Genomic DNA, 21,291 nt, shown 5'->3' with positions numbered 1-21,291 from the left:
GAAGTAAAATATGCTGGTACTGCGATTGATTATATTGAAGAAAGAGAACTGTATTATGAAGAAGGCTTTCCAGAAAAAGTATATGGCTCTATAGATATGTATAAACAGCGTTCTTTAAGCAAAATTAGCTATTTTAAACTGAAAATTTTATTCACTGTCCTTTATCTTGCGCTTGTCGGTGTTATCGGACAAGCACTCAATATCTTATGACATTTGTCCATGTATAAAACTTTAAATTCCTCTTAAGCAAAAGGGATTTGAAGTTTTTTTGTTTGTACTGATTCGCAGAGGGGAACCATTATTTTTGAGTGAGCGTTTGTTCATGCTAGACAAATAAAAAAAATGCCGAGAAAAATTTCTCGACACGTTTTTTATCGCTCGCGATTAATCCGCGAAAAGGAATAATCCAATAGTTTAGTCGTATCTGTATATCTTTTTTTATCAGACTGCGCCCCTAAAACAACTGTTATGATTCTTTTTTCATTCTGGACACAAGTACTAATCAAACAAGCTCCTGCCGACTCAGTCGTTCCTGTTTTCAGCCCATCGACACCTTTATACGCATATTTTTTATTTGGAAGTAGTTGATTGTAATTTTCTATATAGGCGTCTGAAAAAGAAACACTCTCTTGCTTAGTTATATCTAAAACTTCCGGGAAATCATTTACCAGCTTGGCTGAGATCATCGCCATATCGTACGCAGAAAATTGGTTGTACTCATTTTTATCAAGCTCCTTACTAGAAATGTCATCTGGGTCGAGCCCAGTAACGCTTGTTAGCTGATATTCCTCAATTCCCCATTCCTCAAGATACGCCTTTATCAATTCAATAAATTGATCCTCACTTCCTGCTATACCTTCGGCCAATGTGATCGCACAATTATTCGCTGAAGCAATAAGCACTCCGTCTACCAACTCTTTTACCGTATAATTTTGTGAAGCGCTCAGTGGTACATTGGATAAAGACGGGTTTAACCCTATTTCCATTCCATAGTCTGATAAATAAAAGGAATCATCCAAGGTTAGATCCCCATTTTTAATTTGATCGAAAACAACGTAGACTAACAATACTTTTGAAAGTGAAGCGATTGATTTTGGGGTTTTTGAGTCTTTTTCGTAGATAACCTGCATGTTGCTACTATCAATCGCAATCGCAGACGACGCGTTTATAGTAGGAGTAGTTAAATTGTTCAGTACCCTCTTGCCTTCGCCATTAATGATTAACGAATTTATCGCGATGAAGAGAATTATACAAAGTAAAAAAAATCCAATTCGTGAAAACATCTTTCTTCTCATACCGTCTCACCTATCTTTCGTTCCTTGTTTAAATTATCAGCAAATCAATCTGTCTACCTTTTTTCTACAATAACTATAAAATGCTTTTTAATTTTTAGGTGCTAAATGAGCATAATCGGATAATTTTCTATCAAAACCGTTTTAACTTTTTATTCCCATTCAAACAATTAAGAGCTGTCTCTTATACACATCTAGATGTGTATAAGAGACAAATTCATTACTTATTAATCCTTTTGAGGGAAATCAAATAAAAATTTTATTTCTGCATCTATCCCTATTTTGCCTTGCTCTTGCATTGATTTATTCACCTGCTCGTTTTCTATTTTCTTGGTTCAAAAGAACAACGAATCGAAAGCAGCAAATTACTTCAATAATTATGCTGACAATCTCCATTCTTGTAATCATGAACAGCTACCTATTTTATGGCGAACTTTCCCTATCAATTGAAAAAATGAGTATCATTGCTGCCATTTTAGTGGTTTTCTTTATGCTGTTCTTCATTTCAAAACAGTACCTCTTCTTCTTAGAGGAAAAACATAAAATTGAAATCCAAAATAAGACTTATGAAGCGACGCTTTTATATACACAAGCAATCGAAGAACGCTATAAGGAGCTGCGAAGAGCACAACATGATTACAAAAATCTGCTTCTTTCATTGGAATCGTATATTTTAGAACGAGATTACGATGGGTTAACCGATTATTTTACCCGCCTTAAATCAAATGAGGTTTCTTCAGCTTTAAATATTGGTTCGCAATTGCCCCAGCTGCAAAATATTGTAAATTTGGACATCAAAGGAATTCTAATGATGAAGCTGTTAGCCTTACCTAAAGATAACTTTGATGTAAATATTGAGATCAAAGAGTCGATTAATTTCATGAATCGAGACACGGTCCTTTTAGTACGTGCGATTGGAATCATTCTGGATAATGCCATTGAGGAGTTAATGGTGCTTGGTTCTGGCAGACTAGATGTTGCTTTCATGAACTTTGAAGAGGATATCGTCATCGTGATCTCCAACACCTGTAAGGAAATAGCATTTCCATTAAGCAAATTGAAAAAGGAAGGTGTTTCGACTAAGGGCGATGACCGAGGCTTTGGTTTGACGATCCTTTCAGAAATCGTTGATCAATTAAATGATGTTTATTTGGAGACCACCTATAAAAATGACCAATTCACTCAAGTCTTGACCATCTCGAAGGAGGGATAATAGATGTTAAATGTGTATATATGTGAAGATGATAAGAAGCAATTAGCTGACCTCAGCGCTATTGTAAGATCAACAATTATGATTGAAGAGTATGATATGACACTTGAATTATCGACAGTAGATCCATATGAACTGCTGAATGAAATCCAGGATAAGAAGAATTTTATCGGGGTATACATTTTAGATGTCGATTTGAATACGGACATAGATGGGATCGAACTTGCGGCCAAAATTCGGCAATATGACGTTTCTGGAACCATCATTTTTGTAACGACACATGAGGAAATTGCTCACCTTACGTTTAAATATAAAGTAGAAGCAATTGATTACATTATAAAAGACGATCCTATCAAAATGAGTCATGATCTAAAGGCTTGTCTTAAAATTGCAAACGAACGGCAAAGTCACGAAAATCTGCAAGAGGATATTTTTACTGTAAAGGTCGGCTCAAGAAGACGAAGCTTTCATTATGCCGACATTGTTTATTTTGAAACCTCCGACACACCGCATAAAATCATTCTGCACACGGAAAATAGTATGACAGAGTTTTACTATCAAATAAAAGACTTAGAAAAAATCGATTCGCGCTTTATCCGCTGTCATAAATCGTTTGTGATAAACAAGCAAAAAATCGAGAGTGTTGATTTGAAGAATAGGCTGGTTAGGCTAAGCAATGGTGATACCTGTCTTGTATCAGTGAGAGCGATAAGCAAGCTTCGCTGATGATAATTATTACGTTTACTAATTTGCTTCCCCTATCTGCATCGAAAAAACGAGTCGAGGCTTTCGCCTCAACTCGCTAATCCATCGATTCTTCGTAAAATCGTCCCATGATCCGGACATTTTCTGAAATACTGACAAACGCATCGGGATCGTTTTCCCGCATGATCGATTCTAGTAATGGCAGCTCAAAGCGTGTCACCACAGTGAATAGAACGGTCTGTTTGTCATGCTTATAAGCACCTTCTGCTTCATTGATGATGGTAATACCGCGGCGCATTTGATCTTGAATGCCGTTGATTACCCGCTCGGGACACTTGGTCACGATCATGACCTGCATCTTCCGCTGTTTGGTATACAGCGCGTCGGTTAATTTTCCGCTCATGAAGATCGCCAAGGCAGAATAAAACATGTACTGCCAGCTAAATAAAATCCCCGCCATCAGCATGATCAGCACATTAAAGATGATCGAGATCGATCCAACCGATGTGCCGGTTCGCTTGCGGATCGTGATACTCAAAATATCCAGCCCGCCAGATGACAACCCATTCTTCAAGGCAAAGCCGATGCCGACGCCCATGATCGCTCCGCCAAAGATCGCACAGATGATCGGGTCCTTCGTCAAGGTCGTCTGAGGAATGATATGGATAAAGAAAGATGTTAAGAAAACGGTGATGAAAGTAAAAATCGTAAACTTATGACCAATCTTGAACCATGCCAAGAAAAACAATGGCACGTTGATCAAAAATAAAGTGATCGATACAGGTACGGTAAAGCCGACTACCCGATGCGACAAGGTCGTTAAGATTTGCGCAAAACCGGTGGCTCCACTGGAATAAATGTGTCCTGGCTGGTAAAAAAAGTTTACGGCTATCGCCGCTAAAAATGCATAAACTACTGCGACAGATAATCGGGTGGCATAGTCGTGATGGGGCCACTCCTCTATCTTCTTTTTCATCATGTTTTGTCCGCCTCATTTCAAAATTTCACTCACATTATACGTATTTTCATGAAAAAAAGAAAGCACCTGCCATAAAGGCGGGCACTTCTCTTAGTATATTCTTAGAGTTGCGAAAAAAATCAGCTAGCAGACTTTTTCATATTAGAATCCATGGTCAGATTCACGAACCAGCTTTTTCAGCAAAAGCTGAACGAGTTCGTGGAATCTTTTCTAGTTATTCCTCGATTTTCGTTACATCAATGCTTAACTCATAAAGCTGCAATGGTGATACGGTACTTGGTGCATCAGACATTGGATCTGCTGCTTTCCCGTTTTTAGGAAAGGCGATGACTTCACGAATATTGTCTTCACCTGCTAATAACATCGCAAAGCGGTCCAAGCCAAGCGCGATCCCGCCGATTGGAGGGAAACCATAGTCCAACGCTTCCAATAAGAAGCCGAATTGTTCATTGGCACTTTCTCTTGTGAAGCCTAATGTTTCAAAGACTTGCTCTTGCAATTCGCGCGTGCTGATACGCAATGAGCCGCCGCCTAATTCGTAGCCGTTCAAGACGATATCGTATGCTTGCGCGTAAACTTTTTCTGGATGATCCTTTAAGTTTGGAATGTCTTTTTCCATCGGCATCGTAAATGGATGGTGAGCAGAGACATAACGGCCCAACTCTTGATCAAATTCAAATTGCGGCCAATCAACGACCCATAGATAATCAAAGCGATCTTCGTCGATCAAACCAAGCTCTTTACCAACCTTCGAACGAACTGCACCTAATGCTGTTACCGCAGTTAAGAATTGATCTGCCGCGAACATTAGCACATCGCCTGCTTCGGCGTTGGTTGCTTTCTTCAAGTCGTCGCTGACGCCGCCCATGAATTTCGCGATCGGTCCAGTTAATTCCCCGTTTTCGTCAACTTTGATCCAAGCCAAGCCCTTCGCACCAAATTGACCGACGAATTGACCTAAGCGATCCAATTCCTTACGTGAATATTTGTCAGCCGCGCCTTTTGCGTTCAAGGCTTTCACGACACCGCCGTTATCAGAAGCCATCCGGAAGACTTTGAAATCTGTCGCAGAGGCGATATCCGTCACATCGATCAATTCCATGTCAAAACGTGTATCCGGTTTGTCTGAACCGTAGCGTTCCATCGCTTCATCCCAAGTGATTCGTGGGAATGGCAAGGTAACTTCCACACCGCGAACGTCCTTCATGACTTGCGCGATCATTGCTTCGGTGTATTCTTGAATCTCTTCAGCCGTTAAGAAGCTGGTTTCAATATCGATTTGGGTAAATTCTGGTTGACGGTCGCCACGTAAATCTTCGTCACGGAAACAACGCACGATTTGATAGTAACGGTCAAAACCAGCAGTCATCAATAATTGCTTCAAAATTTGCGGTGATTGCGGCAATGCGTAGAAATGTCCCGCATGCACACGCGATGGTACCAAGTAATCGCGAGCTCCTTCTGGCGTAGATTTCGCCAAGTAAGGTGTCTCGATATCTAAGAAATCATTGTCATCTAAGAAACGACGAACAGATTGCGTCAAGCGATGACGCATCATTAAGTTTTGTGTCATTTTCGGACGACGCAAATCCATATAACGATATTTCAAGCGCACTTCATCGCTGATATTTTGTTCATCTTCGATTGAAAATGGCGGTGTTTTCGCACTATTTAAAATAGTGATCTCTTCACCTTTGACCTCAAAATCACCAGTCGACATTTTTTTATTCACAGCACCGGGATCACGACGGATCACTGTACCCGTAATTTCAACAACATATTCGCTGCGGCATTGATCCGCAACTTCCCATGCTGTTTTTGATTCTTCTGGATTGAAAACCACTTGCACAACACCTTCGCGGTCACGCAAATTGATAAAGATCAAGCCACCTAAATCACGACGTTTTTGTACCCACCCTTTTAATGTTACCTTCTGATCCAAATACTCCTCGGACACTCGTCCGCAATAGACTGTACGTCTAGCCATTTTTTCATTCCTCCATTTATTTAAGTAATCTACTATTATAAGTAAGATTTATTTCGTTTAATCAAGCTTCGGCATTGCCATTTCATCATAGATCGCAGCAAAGTCTTCATATAAATCCGCTAGTGGGAAAGCTTTTTCTTCCCGCGTCGCTGAATCTTTTACGTTGATCACGCCTTTAGCTAACTCGTCTTCCCCTAAAGTCAGCACCAGTTTTGCGCCTTCTTTATCGGCCGTTTTAAATTGCGCTTTGGCTTTTCGCCCCATAAAGTCCCGATCGGCAGAAAATCCAAAGCCGCGAATCGCTTGCACGACCTTCAAAGTTTCCATATTCGTTTCCGCACCAAGTCCTACGACATACGCGTCCAGACTTGCGGCACTTGGAATCATCACGTCTTCTTGTTCTAACGTTAATAAAATCCGTTCGATCCCCATTGCAAAGCCGATCCCCGGTGTTTCAGGTCCGCCAAGCTCTTCGACCAAGCCATCATAACGTCCGCCGCCGCAGATCGTTGTTTGCGCGCCCATACCCGGAGCGTCGCTCATGATTTCAAAAATCGTGTGGTTATAATAATCCAAGCCGCGAACCATGCGATGATCGATCTCATAAGAAATATTCAGGTATTCCAAAGTTTTGGTCACACCTTCAAAATATTCCTTCGCATAATCACTCAAGTAATCCAAAATACTTGGCGCGTCTGCCACAATTGGTTGATCCTTACGATCCTTACTATCTAATACACGCAATGGATTTTCGTGTAGACGACGACGTGAATCCTCGCTCAATTCTTCTTCGTGAGCTTCAAGGTACTTAATCAACGCTTCGCGATAATTCGTCCGCGTTTCCTTGTCTCCCAAGGTATTAATGACTAAGCGCAATTGACTGATTCCTAATTGCTTAAAGAAATCCATCGCCATCGCCATGATTTCCACATCTAAACTTGGATTTTCACTGCCGAAAGCCTCCACACCGATTTGGTGGAATTGACGCAAGCGACCCTTTTGCGGACGCTCATATCGGAACATCGGTCCAGTATAATAAACTTTGTAAGGCTTTTTGAATTCAGGTCCGAATAATTTATTTTCAACGTACGCCCGAACGATCGGTGCCGTTCCTTCTGGACGAAGGGTCACATGACGATCGCCTTTGTCATGAAAATCGTACATTTCCTTTGAAACGATATCCGTCGTATCACCCACACTGCGGGCAATCACTTCGTAATGTTCAAAAATCGGTGTGCGAATCTCTTGGTATTGATAATCATTGAAAACCAAACGAGCAGTTTCCTCAATAAACTGCCACTTTTCGCTTTCTCCCGGTAAAATATCATTGGTCCCTTTTGGTCGCTGATAACTCATGGTTTATCTCCTTTTTCATATTAATGTATTAATGTATTTATTTTGATGATGGAACGTCGCAGCTAATTCGATTTGTGGTATTAACTTTTTTCAAAGACCGAAAAAATTAGTTTTATCCTCATCACGCATACGATTCTGCCAAACAGCTTGTCCAATATGTTACAAAAACCTATTACTACTGCCTCAAACCTTAATTCCTGCGAAAAGCAGAACTCACAGCTAGCTCAGGTGACAGGTATTCATTTTTCAAAAACCAGAAAAATGAGCCTATTTTCGTACGCATAACATTTTTCTAACCTGCTAAAGCAGGAAGAAAAACTGACAGCTAATTCGTTTCAAAGAATTAACTTTTTCAAAGACCGAAAAAGTTAGTTTTATTCTCATCACGCATACGATTCTGCTATACAGCTTGTTCATTATAGTGCTAAAACCTCTTACTACTGCCTCAAACCTTAGCCTCTGCGAAAAGCAGAACTCGCAAAAAGCCCTTGTTCTACTGAACAAGGGCGAAAATTGTCGCGGTACCACCTATTTTTTAAAAAGAGTTTCCTCTTTTTTCTCTAGCAATTAACGCTTGCGTAACGGAGCGGCTTTGCACGCGCTCATCTCCAGACTGTCTTTCAATTACTTTTCACGAAATTGCTTTCAGCCAAGGCAATTTTTTCTGTACGTTTTTTCGTAATTTACTGGTTCCTTCACAGATATTTCATTGATGTTTTTATCTCTTCCTAAGCTACTAAAAAAAGCCCCGAAAGTCAAGTGATTTCCCAGCTATAAATGGAGAAAAGAATAGTCGCTTTTTTTCACGATTTATTTTAAACTTGAAAAAGAATGAGCGTTTCTTTAATGAAGCGAAAAAAGCAAGGAGCGAAAATTATATGACGGATGTACGAATTGGAAAATCACAAGTCTATGCGAGTGCCTTAGGATTAGGAACTAACGCTGTCGGCGGTCACAATCTTTACCCTAATTTGACCGATGATATTGGAAAAGAAGTGGTGCGCACCGCCATCAACAACGGTATCACACTGCTGGATACGGCCTTTTCTTATGGACGCGGCCGTTCAGAGGAATTGATCGGTGAAGTTTTACAGGAACCGGAATTTGACCGCTCACGAGTTATCGTAGCGACCAAAGCGGCTCATGATATGCAGCAGGACGGCAAATTCAACAACTCGCCAGAATTTCTCCGCAACGCGGTAGAAGTTGCTTTGCAAAGACTGCAAACAGATTATATCGATATTTTCTATATTCATTTCCCTGATGAAACAACGCCGAAAAATGAAGCAGTCGCAGCGCTGCATCAGCTGAAAGAAGAAGGAAAGATTCGGGCGATTGGCGTTTCGAACTTCTCTTTGGATCAATTAAAGGAAGCCAACCAAGACGGCTATGTCGACATCGTTGAAGAACGCTTCAGCTTGATCCACCGAGAGCACGAAAAAGAGCTGTTCCCTTATCTAAAGGCAAATAACATCAGCTTTGTCCCTTATTATCCACTAGACTCCGGCCTGCTGACTGGAAAATATGACAAAGAAGCCCATTTCGAAGACAGCGATTTGCGCAGTAAAAATCCTGACTTCAAAGGCGAACGTTTTACAGAGATCATCAAAAAAGTCGATCAATTAAAACCGATCGCAAAAGATTACGACGTCACTGTCACACAATTAGTCTTGGCATGGTACATGAAGCATCCGCAAATTGACGTAGTCATCCCCGGTGCGAAACGTCCAGACCAAGTCGAAGCGAACGCCAAAGCCGTTGATATTCACTTATCTGCTGACGACTTTGACAAGATCGACCAACTATTTAAATAGTAGAACTGGGACCCTGATGCTTTCAGGGTCTTATTTAACTGTAAAGAAAGTAAAAACATTGAATCAACAGCTTTAACGGTGTCCAGCTTCGCGAAGCCTTTCTAGTTTACGACATTTTTTTCGGTACCGTGAATAAAAGCCGCAAAATTATCGACAGCGATCCCCATCAACCGTTCACGGGTCTCAACAGGCGCCCAAGCAATATGAGGCGTGATAAAACAATTTTTGGCCTTTAACAATGGATTGTCAGCTGCCATTGGTTCCTTCGAGACGACATCCACACCGGCTGCGTAGATTTTCCCTGCATTCAGCGCTTCGGCCACCGCTGCTTCATCCAGTAGCCCGCCACGCGCCGTATTCAGCAAAATTACGCCATCCTTCATCTGTTGGATCGCCTCTTGATTGATCATCTGTTCCGTCTCCGCGGTTTGAGGAACATGCAGACTGATCACATCTGACTGATGATACAATTCTTCTAAGGAAATCTGCTGCGCCCATTCGGCCTGCGCTTCTTTTGCCCGATGATTCCAATAGATCACCTGCATATTGAAGGCGTGAGCGATAGTCGCTGTCGCCTGTGCGATTTCACCATATCCGATCAGACCGATTGTCTTCCCTCGCAGCTCCATAAGAGGTGTCTTCCAATAGGTGAAATCGATACTATTCTGCCAGTCTCCTTGATGCACAGACTGATTGTGCACGCCTACTTGATTGGCGATCTCTAATAGTAAGGCAAAGGTCGATTGCGCCACGGCATCTGTTCCGTATGCTGGAATATTCGTCACCGGTATCCCGCGCTTTCTGGCGGCGGCGATATCCACGACATTATATCCCGTTGCAACGACACCAATATATTTTAATTGAGGAACGGCGGCTAACACCTCTTCATCGATCGGTGTCTTGTTAGTTAAAATCGCTTCTGCGCTGCCGATCCGTTCAATAATTTCCTGTTTATTTGTATAAGAAGTCCGATCGTAAACCACGACTTCTCCGTATGCTTCAAATCCCTGCCAGCTCAAATCGCCCGGATTCAAGGCGTGTCCGTCTAATACAACAATTTTCATGTGATCCCTCCGTAGTCATTTTCCCCATTCTACCTAGAATTGACGAAAATGGAAAGACGGACTCATCCTCAGCTTGAAAAATCACGGGACCTTTTAGCGACGGTTTTTAAATTGTTTAAGCAGCCGTTTTTCTTTTTTGGTGAGCTTTTTCTTTCTTTTTCCTGACGTTGGCGGAATCACCTTGATTTCTTCTTCCAAAGGCAGATCCTCGTCATCCTCTGTTACGAAGCCTTCAAATACAAAGTTTGGCGGCATTTGTTCATTGATTTGCTTCTGGAGCTCCTCATGAGACAAGCTTTCCGCCTCCTGCTCATCAAAGCCGAAGAAATTCGCCATTTCCTTTAAATCCGCAAGCTCTACTTCTTCCTCTGGTTCAAGCACTTCGTCCGCCTCGATCGCGGCCTCATCTCGCGTATCAAAGACTGGCGTTTCGATCGTTTCAACAAACTTTGCGGTAATGACCTTCTGAAACAGATTCACGCCATTGCGATCAAACTTGTTTACGATGGTTAATTTTTCCAACGTTGTCCGAATCTCTTCCGCCGATTTATTCGGATCGACCCCCTTCATCGTCCAACGATGCCGCTTGCCGACACTATTTTCATATACCGCTGATAAACTGAACATTCTCTTTCCCCCCTTTCCTCTCTTTTTTGCTTATTTTGCTCATGAAGGCGCTAAAAGATTGCCTGAGAATTTTCTGAACAGCGAACGCAGCTTCTCCACCTTTTCTTCGACTAAATCCTGCAATGAGAACAATCTGATAGTTATCGCCCGCCACTCTTTATCCGAAAAATAGTTTTGAAAATAGATATAGTAACGACGCACTGCTCGGGTCGATTTGGTCTTCATCAATAATTGTCTCACTAATTTCTCTAGCATAAAGCTGAAATCTGCTGTCCCTAATTCTTCCCTTACTTGAAGGGCAATCAAATATTTTAGGACCGACTCCTCATCATGGGTTTCTTGATAATAGTTCATCAGTCTTTTTTCTAAGGTTTTGCGCTTTAGACTAAAGATCTGCTGATAGGTAAATAATGGTTTTTCGTTCATTTCCTTTGCTCCTTTCACTTTTCGTAACCGTTTTCTCATGCAGAGTAGTCCTTTTTGAAATCAGCGTCAATAGCCCTTTTTCCCCAAATCAACAATTCACAAATGAACAATCCAGTAATAATCACTCATCAGCTAAAGAAAAAAATAAATTTTTTTTTTATTTTAATTCAAAATAAAGTAAATCAACAACTTACTATAACTAATGTTATTTTATAAGCAAAAATGGCTAGTAATTACGACACGACCCCTCTCTTTTGTTCCATCGATTACACAAAAAAATCCGAGAGCCGTTTATTCGCTCTCGGATTTCTTATTTACTTGCTTATTCTTTTTTTGATCTGCGAATCCAAAGCATGAAAGAACTTCCTGCTAAGATACACAAGCCCAGCAGTCCAGCCAGTGGATTGCGTTCAGAACCAGTTTTTGGCAAGTTCTTAACGTAACCAGAGTCATCACCTGCTTTTTTGCTGAAGTATCTTGCGCCAAAGTAGCTGCGGTAGCTGCCTTCTGTTTTCGGCAGAGTTGAATCGTTATTTTTATCATCCGATTTCGAACCTCCAGCCGCCTCATCGTTCTTCGTCCATTTCGCTACGAGCGTCAAACCGCCGACCGGCATTTCGAAGACATCCTCTGATTTTTTATCCTTCACATACCAACCAGCAAATGTATAGCCGCTTCTTGTCGGTGCTTTGACTTTACTGATATCGACCTTCTCACCTGTCTTGCCAGTGATATCCGCCGGTTTCGTCGCTTCATCGCCGCCGTTGACATCGAATTTAACTACTTGATCTTCTGCTTGCCAGATCGCAAACAGCGTAATCTTTTCACCGTCAGTCGTCGTCAAATTATTAACGGCTTTTTCATCGGTGTATTCCACTTCGCCGTCCTTCTTCTGTGACCAGCCAGTGAAGCTGTAGCCGGCTTTGGTGAACGTGTTCTTGCTTAATTTCTGCTCAGCATCATATTCAAAGCCTTGAGCAACCATCGTACCAGCACCGCTGTTGCCGTCGAATTGGACCGAATACTTGATCGGTGTCCATTTCGCTACAAGCGTCTTACCGCCTGCAGGCATCACAAGGTCATCCCCTGCTTTGTCCGCGCCGTCATACCAGCCGCTAAATTGATAGCCGGTTCTAGTTGGTGCTTTGACTTTTGTAAGATCGACCGTTGAATCGGTTGGTGAGATAATGTCGGCTGGTTTTGTTGCTTCATCCCCGCCATTTACATCAAATCTCAACGTTTGATCATCGGCTTTCCAATTAGCGTAAAGTGTAATCTTCGCTCCATCGATATCCGTCAGATTTTGCACAGCCTCTTCATCAGCAAAGTCGATCAGGCTGTCTTTCACTGTTGACCAGCCAGTAAAGCTGTAGCCGTCCTTGCTAAATTCATTTTTGCTTAATCCTTGATTCAAATCGTATTCAAACTCTTGATCCGCCATCGAGCCGGTTCCGCTAGTCTTATCGAAAGTGATCGAATACTTGATCGGCGTCCATTCTGCTCGTAACGTCTTGCCGCCTGCCGGCATTACAAAGGAATTGTTCTCCTTATTGATGCCGTCATACCAGCCAGCAAACTTATACCCAGTCCGCGTTGGTGCCTGCACCGTTGTAAGATCAACCGTTGAATCGGTAGGTTGAATAATATCAAGCGGTTGAGTTGCTGGATCGCCGCCGTTCACATCAAAGGTCACGGTTTGATCCAGAGCACGCCAGACCGCATAGACAGTCAGTTCGTCATCGTGCGTTGTACATAGATTTTTCACCGTTTGCTCATCCAGATAATCACAGGTTAGACCATTTTGTGCTGTTTTCCAGCCTTCAAATTGGTAGCCGGCTTTTGTATAGGTGTTCTTCGTTAATGTTTGATCGACATCGTAGACAAAGGTTTGCTTCGCCATTGATCCGCTGCCGGTATTGGCATGGAAATTCACCTTGTAAGAAATAGCTTCCCATTCAGCACGCAGTGTTTTCCCGCCGACTGGCATCACGATCGAATCGCCAACCTTAGTCGAGCCATCGTACCACCCGGTAAATTTATAACCCGTTCTGGTTGGTGCGTTTACTCCTGAGATATCAACAGTCGCATCCGTCGTTGAGTTGATATTAGCAGGCTTGCTGGAAACATCGCCGCCATTCACATCAAACTGCAAGACCTGCGGAGAAGCTGACCACACGGCAAAAAGTTCGATCTTACCATTATTTACTGCCGTCAAGTTCTTCACGTTTTGCTGATCGACATATGCAGAGCTTCCGTTATCACTCGTTGCCCAGCCGACAAACGTATAACCAGAGCGCGTGAAGCTGTTAGCTGTTAATGTTTGATCTGCATCATAGGTGAACTGTTGTGGAGCCATTGTCCCAGTACCTTTATTGGCATTGAATTCAACCGTGTACTTGTTTGCTTTCCAATGAGCCGTCAATGTCATCCCGCCTGCAGGCATCTTGATAGTTCCGGTAACTTTTGCTGCACCGTTATACCAGCCTTCAAACGTATATCCTGTCCGAGTCGGAGCTTTTACCTTGTCAATCTCAACATCTTGATCTGTTTTCTTCACGATATCGTCTGGTTTGCTGGAAATATCGCCGCCGTTCACATCGAAGTTGATCGTTTGATCCAGTGCTTCCCAAACAGCATGAAGGGTTACCTTGCCGTTTGCAACACTGCTTAAATTCTTAACTGACGCTTTGTCCGCGTAATCCGCCGATACGGCATTGCTCGCTTTTGCCCAGCCCTTGAATTGATAGCCCGCACGCGTAAACGTATTAGCCTTCAGATTTCCGGCAGTGTCGTAGGTAAAGCTTTGGTCCGTCATCGTACCCGTTCCGCCATTTTCCTTGAACTCTACCGAATACGTATTAGCTTCCCAAATCGCATAAACCGTTTTGTTGGTTACAAAATCAATCGGTGTGCCCTCAGTAAAATCAGCAACCGTCGCATTATTGGTCGTGCCCCAGCCCTTGAATTGATAGCCGGTACGGGTTGGTTCAGTCACCGCTGCCAAGCTCACTGTATCGCCAAAGTCATAAGTCTTCACATCAGCATTCGCTGTTGTTCCGTCATTTTTCTTGTAAGTGACATTTACCGAAACAGCCTTCCAAATTGCCTTCAAATTCAATTCAGTCATAGTAGAAGTAAAGTTGATTGTATCGCCTGGATCATACTCTTTGCTGGCATTTGCTTTGTCTTGCCATTTAAGAAATGAATAGCCGGTCATCGTTGGCTTTTTGTTCGATAATGTAATCGATCCTTTTCCAGATATGTCTAGTAAAACGGCTTGATCATCCGGCATATTGCTTGCTTGAGTCTCACCAGGAGCCATGAAGCTTGGCAAGTTCTCATCGTAAGCAACTGTTGCTACCTCGGTACTAAATAAAATCTCAGAACTTTTCGCATTTAACGTTGTACCAGATCCCACTTCTTTTGCAGAGTATTGGAATTGGTTGACCGCTTTTTGATTATCTGCGTCAGGTACTAAGAAATTCATCACCGTATCTAACGATTCATTCGGCGCGACTATTTGTGCTCCAAAGTCAATAAAGATCGCTGTAACATCCTTCATGTCGCTAGGAGGTGCAGTAGTAAATCCGTAACTCGTTAGTTTCGCCGCATTCCACGTTTGCAAGTCGCTGCTATAGTCAGGCAGCGTACTGATCGCATTCGTTGTGTAATAAACAGTCCCACCTGCATTGTCTAAACCAGTAAAGCTGATATTTCCGGTAGAACCACGTCCGTCTAATGACGATGGTAAAATATCGTACAATCGAACATTATTGAAGCTCGTATTTCCGATATTGTTAACAGTCGCCTTCATTTGCGGTGTGCCTTTTTTATCCACTGCAAAATGCGTTGTTTCTGTCCAACCATCTCCGCTATCTTTACGTCCAGCAGTGTCGCCATTTAATTTTGAAGCGTAGACGATAGACAATGCTGTATGACCAGAAGTGCGTCCCGTATAGCTTTGTGGAACGGTATTGTCATAGCCCATGCTTGTTGCTAGAGAACTAGATAGATTGTTCGTATTCTCTGACATTTGCACAAAATTCTTATTGGTTACAGCTGTTGCCGGGATCGAATATGTGCCTACTGGTGTTCCGGAAGCCACTTTGAAACTCACAGGTATTTTATAAGAAACTGATTCTGAATTAACTAAACTAACTGTTACTGAATTTGGATAATTTTGACTATTGGTTGCGTCATAAAAATCTTTCGCTGTTCCGGCATTCTGTAATTCCAGAACTTTTGGTACTGCTACAGTGATCTCTGGATCTGTTACAGCCCCAACCGCATTTAACAAATTGTAGCCTTGAATTTCATAATCAACTGTATCACCGGGTTGACGGCTATTGGCATTTCCACTGACAAATGTAGCATAAGTATTAGTCGTATTTCCTGGTGCGTAATAAACGTGTCCCGTATTCATTTCCATTTGACTTGGAACTGCTAGTTGATTGTTGGTTTCATCATCGTAATAAAGAGTTCCTCCCATTTGAACATCTGATATTTCAGTTTGTGGAATCGATGTTCCATCTGGCCATTTATTAGAATCCCAATTTTTTGAAGTATATTGGATAGAAAATCCAGTATCTGGCGGCCAAGCACCGTCAGTTAAACCATCAATACCTAATGGAATCACTTTTACAGTATCAATATATTCATTTACCGATAAGGATGGTAAGGGAATAGTTTTCGAAACATTATATTTGGTGCTCGTCTCTGTTCTCTCTGCACTAGAAGAAGCATCTTTTATACCAAACTCAACTTTATAATAGCCCGGCGTTGCTCCTGTTTCCTTTGTTTCATAAACTGTTACTGTATTAAAATTTATTTTTTTTGAGTCAATACTTTTTTGATACAGAACGAATTGAGTGTTAAGTATATCTCGTTTCCCAGAATTCTTTCCCGTCCATTGATGATAATAATTCTGATAACCAAACACATAATTACCGATTGAAGATGAGGAAGGTTCTGAAATATTCACTATCGAACTTGATAATCCGCCTGTATAATGGTCTTTTCTTGGATTAGTAAGCTCCCAGTCCTCTTGCTGTTGCTTTGTATAATTTATTTTGTAGTCAGTTGTTTTTATTTCTCCATTTATCTTTCTGTATGTCATTCCTATTCCTAAGTAAAAACTATCACCATCTGGTAAAGATAGAGGAGGAGTAAAAGTGACATCTAATTGTTGAAAATTACGATTTACATTACCGTTGTAGTTCCAAATATTGAAATCATCTTTAGAGTCTTCGATTTCTCTGTAATGACGAGTATAACCAACTGGTATAGAACTATCATCGCTAGTGGTTTTAGCAGGCCCATTAAAATAATCAGTCATATTTGTTGAAACCGTAGAACCCGTAGGATATTCCACATAAACCTTATTAGCCGCCGTTTCATCGAGTATAGAAGCCTTATTATAATCATTATTCAATCTCAATCGAGTAGAAATCGCGCCATTTTTATAGATTCCTGAAGACGGATAAAAGCGTTCGCCAGAAGTACTTATCCCATCAATTGCTGAACTTTTCAACTGCACTTTCCCCGACTGCGACAACTGAGCATCACTTGAATCATACGCCGTCGCCTGCAAGTTCTCCCAAATCACTTGATCCGCTGGAATCTTCGCATCATAATCTGGATTGAATTTAAAACGCAGATTGACGGTCTCAACGGTTGTCTTTGTTTCCTTCAAATGAATAATCAGCTTTTTATTCGTCGTGTCATTTTCATAATGATCGACGATAGAATCTGCTGCTGGTGTTCCCGGATCAATAAAAGAAAAGATTGGATCAGTCATCGTGAAATGCTTGAAAAGCGGATTCGATGAATCTGGAATAAAACCATAAGGAATCTCTACTTTTGCACCAGTGATGCCCGCAGTACTGATTGATAATGGAACTGCGACTGCATATTCTGTTGGTGCCAATCCAGATACTGGATCAGTATAGGTTCTAAATGAACCTGCTGCTGAGATTCCGACACCGATACTTGTTGCTCGCGGTGTTGCTTTGGCTTTAGCAGCAGCCTTTTCCTCTTTACTTGACTCGGTTGTTGCTTCTTTTGATTCTTCCGTATCTTTTTTCGCTTCTTCTTTTTCTTCTACCTCAAAGGCAAGCTTTTCACTTTGATAATTGGTTTCTTCATCAAAGAGCGCTAATTCATAGCTTCCTGCCTTTTCAGCAGTTAATGTGACAGCTTTAGCTGATGCCTCTTCTTCGGAGATATTCTTGATTAATAATTCGCGTTTTTCTTCATTCCAAGAAAAATCTTCATTCGGTTTATCGCCGCTAAGATTATCCTCTGCATCAAAAGCTAAGCCTTCTGGTAATGCCAGTACACTTTCTTTTAGATTACCAAAAATTTCTAATTCAAATGTTTGGCCTTCTTTGATTGCTTTATTGTTCTTACGCTTTAGTACCATCGCTGGCACGACTGCTTCTTCTGCCTCTTGGCTGACTTCAGTTTCTGATGGTTCAGTTGTCTGCTCCTCAGTTGAAGCTTCAGTTGTTGCTGGTGGGACTTCTGTTTTTTCAGGAATCGCCACATCACTTTGAACAGATTCTAAAGTTTTATCACTTTGTTCGGTCTGTTCGCTCTTTTGTTCTAAGCCGATCGACTCAGCAAAGACCACCCCAGTGGGCAACAAGTTGCTAAAGAGCAAGATCGATGTACCGACAAATGCAATTGGTTTTTTGTTCATGTTTTTCCTCCCTAACTGCTTACTTTTTGGTATTGAACCACAAATAATTATTATTAATAAATAATAATATATAATTAATGATAACAAAATAGTAATAATCATTCAAAACTATTTCGGTTTTAATTGTTAACTTTGTGTGTTTTATGTTTTCGTAAGATTATATTTACGCATTTTATCCAAAAAAATAATCAAAGCCAATAGTTCGCCTTTGATTATTTTTCTTATCGGTTACGCAAAGAAATCTGGTGATAATTGATAGCCTTCTCCCCAAACGGTTCTGATAGCTTCTTCTGTCAAATCGATTTTTTCAATTTTCTTTCTTAATTTTTTTACGACAGATGATAGGTGGGACAAATGAGAATTAGTCACGCCTGTTCCCCATAAGGAGTTGCATAGTTCCTCTCTCGTAATCACTTCGCCGTTCGAATTGTATAATTCGTTGAAAACTTTCTTTTCCAATCTGGACAGATTCAACTGATCCAGCTGTTCTGGAATTTTGATTTTTCGGTCAAAGCTGGAGTCAATTCCGGTTTTTCTAAAGTTTGCCTGATTTGCGTGAAGATATTTTGTATCCATCAGCTTTTCTCGCAAGGAATCTGTTTTTAGATTGATCGAGGTTACGCCCTCAAGCTTTTTCAATTCCTCTGACTCAGAGGTATCGTCGGTTTTACGAAACAGCAATTTTGTTTTATTCCTAAATAGCGGCAATAACAGTTTGATTTCTGCATTAGAAACCGTTTCGCTGAAAATTATAAATTGGAAATGCCCCATCAGATCCGGATATTTTTGCTGATAAATCAAATAGTCAAAAAGACTAGACGAACAAAATACTTCATAATTCAGAAACTGCAGCTTTTCTTGTAATTCTCCATCGGATAGGATATTACGGGTTAATATTAGTACGTGTTCCATATGTGAATCACCTTCTCTAACTTCTTAAAATAATTATCGTTATATTTTGAGTATGTAACGCTCATTGTTGATAAGAATAATTGAGGCGCTAAAGGCACCTCAATATTCATTTAAAGTGTAAAACTGCTAATTTGATTTTGGATATCCAAGTAGACAAAGATTGCACAGGCAAATGAGGCAATCGTCACTAATAGCAGCAGCCAATCGAGAATTAGAAAATTCTCCTTCAGCCCATGTTCTTTCTTCAATTCTTTGTCTTTTATATAGTACGTTACAAAAGCAATCAAAGATAAAACTCCGATAGCCCCAAGAATAAATACCCAATACATTGGTTTCATCATTTGCACATCCCAATTCATCATTATTTACTACAACGTATCATCTAACGTCCAAGTAATTTTCCCATTAAAAGTGTAGCCTGCTTGGTTATTGACATTACTAGGTACTTCCAGCTTCACTTTGTCAAAAGGAATTTGATAATCCCAGACTCCTTCACCGTCAGCTTTATCCGCTTCTGATAACGTCACAGACGGACCGCCGGCTGTTAGGTCAATATTCTGATTCCAAGTTGGCTTTCCAGCAGTTCCATGAGTTATCGCTGTCGCCGTTTCCGTTCCGCCAGCATCAGTTATCTCAAATAAAGCAATATCCTTCAGCGACAATTTAGGTGAAACAGAAGCATTTTTTAAGGCCGCGCCATTTGAAGCAGTTAAGTCGCTCAACTTGCCGACTACTTCCCAATCAACCCGATTCGCATTCCGCATTGAATCTGTTACCCGAATTTTAAAACCATCCGTTTGTTCATCGTTAGAATGTGCTTTCGTATCTAAACTGTATGTTTTTTCCAGCTTGCTAGCTTCATTCTTCTTACCAAAGTCAAAACGTTTCGGTACAGTTAGGTTTAACTCCTCAGGAGCGCCAGCCTTGACTTTAACAGTCTTAGTATCTCTAATTCGAGGGAAGTTTTTCCCTTCAACGTTGAGATGAAGATTTACATTATTTTCTGGCGTTGCATCATCTCTTACTTTTGTGACGATCGTAATATCAGCAACCTTATTTTTATTTATCATGTTGTGCAATGCGTCCACCTGTGGAGACCAGATTCCTGATGGTGTAGGTACATATACACCATTGATTTCGACACGTGCACCGTTTACATACTCACTAGCGAGAGAATCAGACGGTTCAACGTATGGATCAAGTATGTCATGCTCCGTATATTGCAGATGATATATAAATTCAGGCTTCATCAAAAATCTATCGACATCTGTACCCTTGATTTTCGCACGCCAATAAATGATCTCACCAGGTTCGATTTCAGTGATTTCATCTCCGTTGATATTCGTCGGAACTAATTTTAATTCTGCATTTGTTGCAATCTTATAATCTACCTCAAACAAAACTTTTCCATCATAACTAAACTGACCCCATGCGTTGGAAATGCCCGTATAGTTGAATTCTACCGAAATGTTTTTGTTGTCTAAATCATAATTTGCATCATTGATATCAATGATTTTCGTTCCACTTTTAAGTGCTACCGTAGCAGATCCCCAGCCTTGATCTGACTTTTTAACAGTTAGGCCTTGCCCGTTATCACTCTTAAGAACGTCTACTTCCAGCCCCGGAGTGGCACTAGGTTTCAAGTCTATCTTCCCACCATTATTTGGTACCCTAATGCTTTGAGAATAGATATGAACCTTCGATAAAGAAGGAAACTGTTCTAACGGTTTGATATTACTAATGTGATTATAGTCCGCATAAATACTATCTAATCTTGTAAAATCAGTTGGATTAAACGATGCGAATGCTTGATCCGCTAACTCGTTATGTCCAATAATTAAACTAACGAGGCAGTGAGGAATATACTTCATCTCAGCATCTTCAATTCGATTTGTTTGAAGACTGAGTGTATTTAGAACTGTAAATTTCTCTAAACCACTTAATCCTGTTAATATGGCATTGGTATTCGAGGGAGTGCCATATGTCACACTGGTGATTCCTTGTTCAAGAGCAAATAGCTCCAGTAAAGAATCTTTCGCATCTCCTAAACCCATATCACTAAAGTCAACGAAATAATTGTTGCTGAAATCTACTTTCTTAAGACTAACGCATCCATCCAAATCGCCTTTAATATTTGTAAAATCATTGTTTCTCGCTTCTAATGTCTCAAGTAGGCTGGCATTTTTAAGGGAATCCACGTTATCCAACCGATTATCACC

15 protein-coding genes and 1 other annotated feature are annotated in these 21,291 nt (G+C 41.0%); of the genes, 4 read left to right on the top strand and 11 right to left on the bottom strand.

Annotated elements, in window-relative coordinates:
- A partial coding sequence (locus A5875_RS23510; protein WP_176244596.1) for a hypothetical protein occupies nucleotides 1-210 on the top strand: 210 nt, incomplete at its 5' end.
- A gap of 161 nt (nucleotides 211-371) precedes the next feature.
- Here the strand turns inward: A5875_RS23510 and A5875_RS01835 are convergent.
- Nucleotides 372-1,295, bottom strand: coding sequence for a serine hydrolase (locus A5875_RS01835; protein WP_088932035.1), 924 nt, complete (start codon nucleotides 1,293-1,295; stop codon nucleotides 372-374).
- A 451-nt stretch (nucleotides 1,296-1,746) separates the two neighbouring features.
- Between A5875_RS01835 and A5875_RS01830 the strand changes: the two genes are divergently transcribed.
- A complete protein-coding gene (locus tag A5875_RS01830) occupies nucleotides 1,747-2,505 on the top strand; it encodes a GHKL domain-containing protein (RefSeq protein ID WP_176244595.1) in 759 nt (252 codons plus the stop codon).
- A 3-nt stretch (nucleotides 2,506-2,508) separates the two neighbouring features.
- Nucleotides 2,509-3,228: a LytR/AlgR family response regulator transcription factor gene (locus A5875_RS01825; protein WP_088932033.1), complete on the top strand. Its 720-nt coding sequence runs from the start codon at nucleotides 2,509-2,511 to the stop codon at nucleotides 3,226-3,228.
- 76 nt (nucleotides 3,229-3,304) lie between these two features.
- On the opposite strand, the gene A5875_RS01820 is transcribed toward A5875_RS01825, so the two are convergent.
- The 3 genes from A5875_RS01820 to hisS form a co-directional block, all read right to left on the bottom strand.
- The gene (locus A5875_RS01820; RefSeq protein WP_088934599.1) at nucleotides 3,305-4,183 is read right to left on the bottom strand and encodes a YitT family protein; all 879 of its coding nucleotides are present in this window, start codon (nucleotides 4,181-4,183) and stop codon (nucleotides 3,305-3,307) included.
- Between the two features lie 217 nt (nucleotides 4,184-4,400).
- Nucleotides 4,401-6,173, bottom strand: coding sequence for an aspartate--tRNA ligase (aspS, locus tag A5875_RS01815; protein ID WP_088932032.1), 1,773 nt, complete (start codon nucleotides 6,171-6,173; stop codon nucleotides 4,401-4,403).
- A gap of 57 nt (nucleotides 6,174-6,230) precedes the next feature.
- Nucleotides 6,231-7,529, bottom strand: a complete 1,299-nt coding sequence (hisS, locus tag A5875_RS01810; RefSeq protein WP_088932031.1) for a histidine--tRNA ligase — start codon at nucleotides 7,527-7,529, stop codon at nucleotides 6,231-6,233.
- A 499-nt stretch (nucleotides 7,530-8,028) separates the two neighbouring features.
- Nucleotides 8,029-8,237 (bottom strand) — a binding site (T-box leader).
- A 170-nt stretch (nucleotides 8,238-8,407) separates the two neighbouring features.
- Here hisS and A5875_RS01805 point away from each other — a divergent pair.
- A complete protein-coding gene (locus tag A5875_RS01805) occupies nucleotides 8,408-9,343 on the top strand; it encodes an aldo/keto reductase (protein WP_088932030.1) in 936 nt (311 codons plus the stop codon).
- A gap of 101 nt (nucleotides 9,344-9,444) precedes the next feature.
- Here the strand turns inward: A5875_RS01805 and A5875_RS01800 are convergent, their stop codons facing one another.
- From A5875_RS01800 to A5875_RS01770, 7 genes are all read right to left on the bottom strand, one after another.
- Entirely contained in the window at nucleotides 9,445-10,407 is a 963-nt protein-coding gene (locus A5875_RS01800) for a D-2-hydroxyacid dehydrogenase (RefSeq protein ID WP_088932029.1), read from the bottom strand.
- A gap of 93 nt (nucleotides 10,408-10,500) precedes the next feature.
- Entirely contained in the window at nucleotides 10,501-11,034 is a 534-nt protein-coding gene (locus A5875_RS01795; RefSeq protein ID WP_088932028.1) for a DUF2922 family protein, read from the bottom strand.
- A 39-nt stretch (nucleotides 11,035-11,073) separates the two neighbouring features.
- The gene (locus A5875_RS01790; RefSeq protein ID WP_088932027.1) at nucleotides 11,074-11,460 is read right to left on the bottom strand and encodes a hypothetical protein; all 387 of its coding nucleotides are present in this window, start codon (nucleotides 11,458-11,460) and stop codon (nucleotides 11,074-11,076) included.
- Nucleotides 11,461-11,782: 322 nt separating this feature from the next.
- A complete protein-coding gene (locus A5875_RS01785) occupies nucleotides 11,783-18,160 on the bottom strand; it encodes an InlB B-repeat-containing protein (RefSeq protein WP_176244594.1) in 6,378 nt (2,125 codons plus the stop codon).
- Nucleotides 18,161-18,388: 228 nt separating this feature from the next.
- The gene (locus A5875_RS01780) at nucleotides 18,389-19,072 is read right to left on the bottom strand and encodes a winged helix-turn-helix domain-containing protein (protein WP_088932025.1); all 684 of its coding nucleotides are present in this window, start codon (nucleotides 19,070-19,072) and stop codon (nucleotides 18,389-18,391) included.
- Nucleotides 19,073-19,182: 110 nt separating this feature from the next.
- Nucleotides 19,183-19,413 (bottom strand): hypothetical protein, encoded by a 231-nt coding sequence (locus tag A5875_RS01775; protein ID WP_141108264.1) that lies wholly within the window; start codon nucleotides 19,411-19,413, stop codon nucleotides 19,183-19,185.
- Between the two features lie 27 nt (nucleotides 19,414-19,440).
- The coding region (locus A5875_RS01770; protein WP_088932023.1) for a WxL domain-containing protein at nucleotides 19,441-21,291 on the bottom strand (1,851 nt) is incomplete at its 5' end.

It is taken from the genome of Enterococcus sp. 3H8_DIV0648 (genome assembly GCF_002140655.1).
GTDB classification, from domain to species: Bacteria; Bacillota; Bacilli; order Lactobacillales; family Enterococcaceae; genus Enterococcus_A; species Enterococcus_A hulanensis.
Note: the sequence above shows the minus strand (reverse complement) of the source record. Positions and strands in the feature narration are given on the sequence as shown.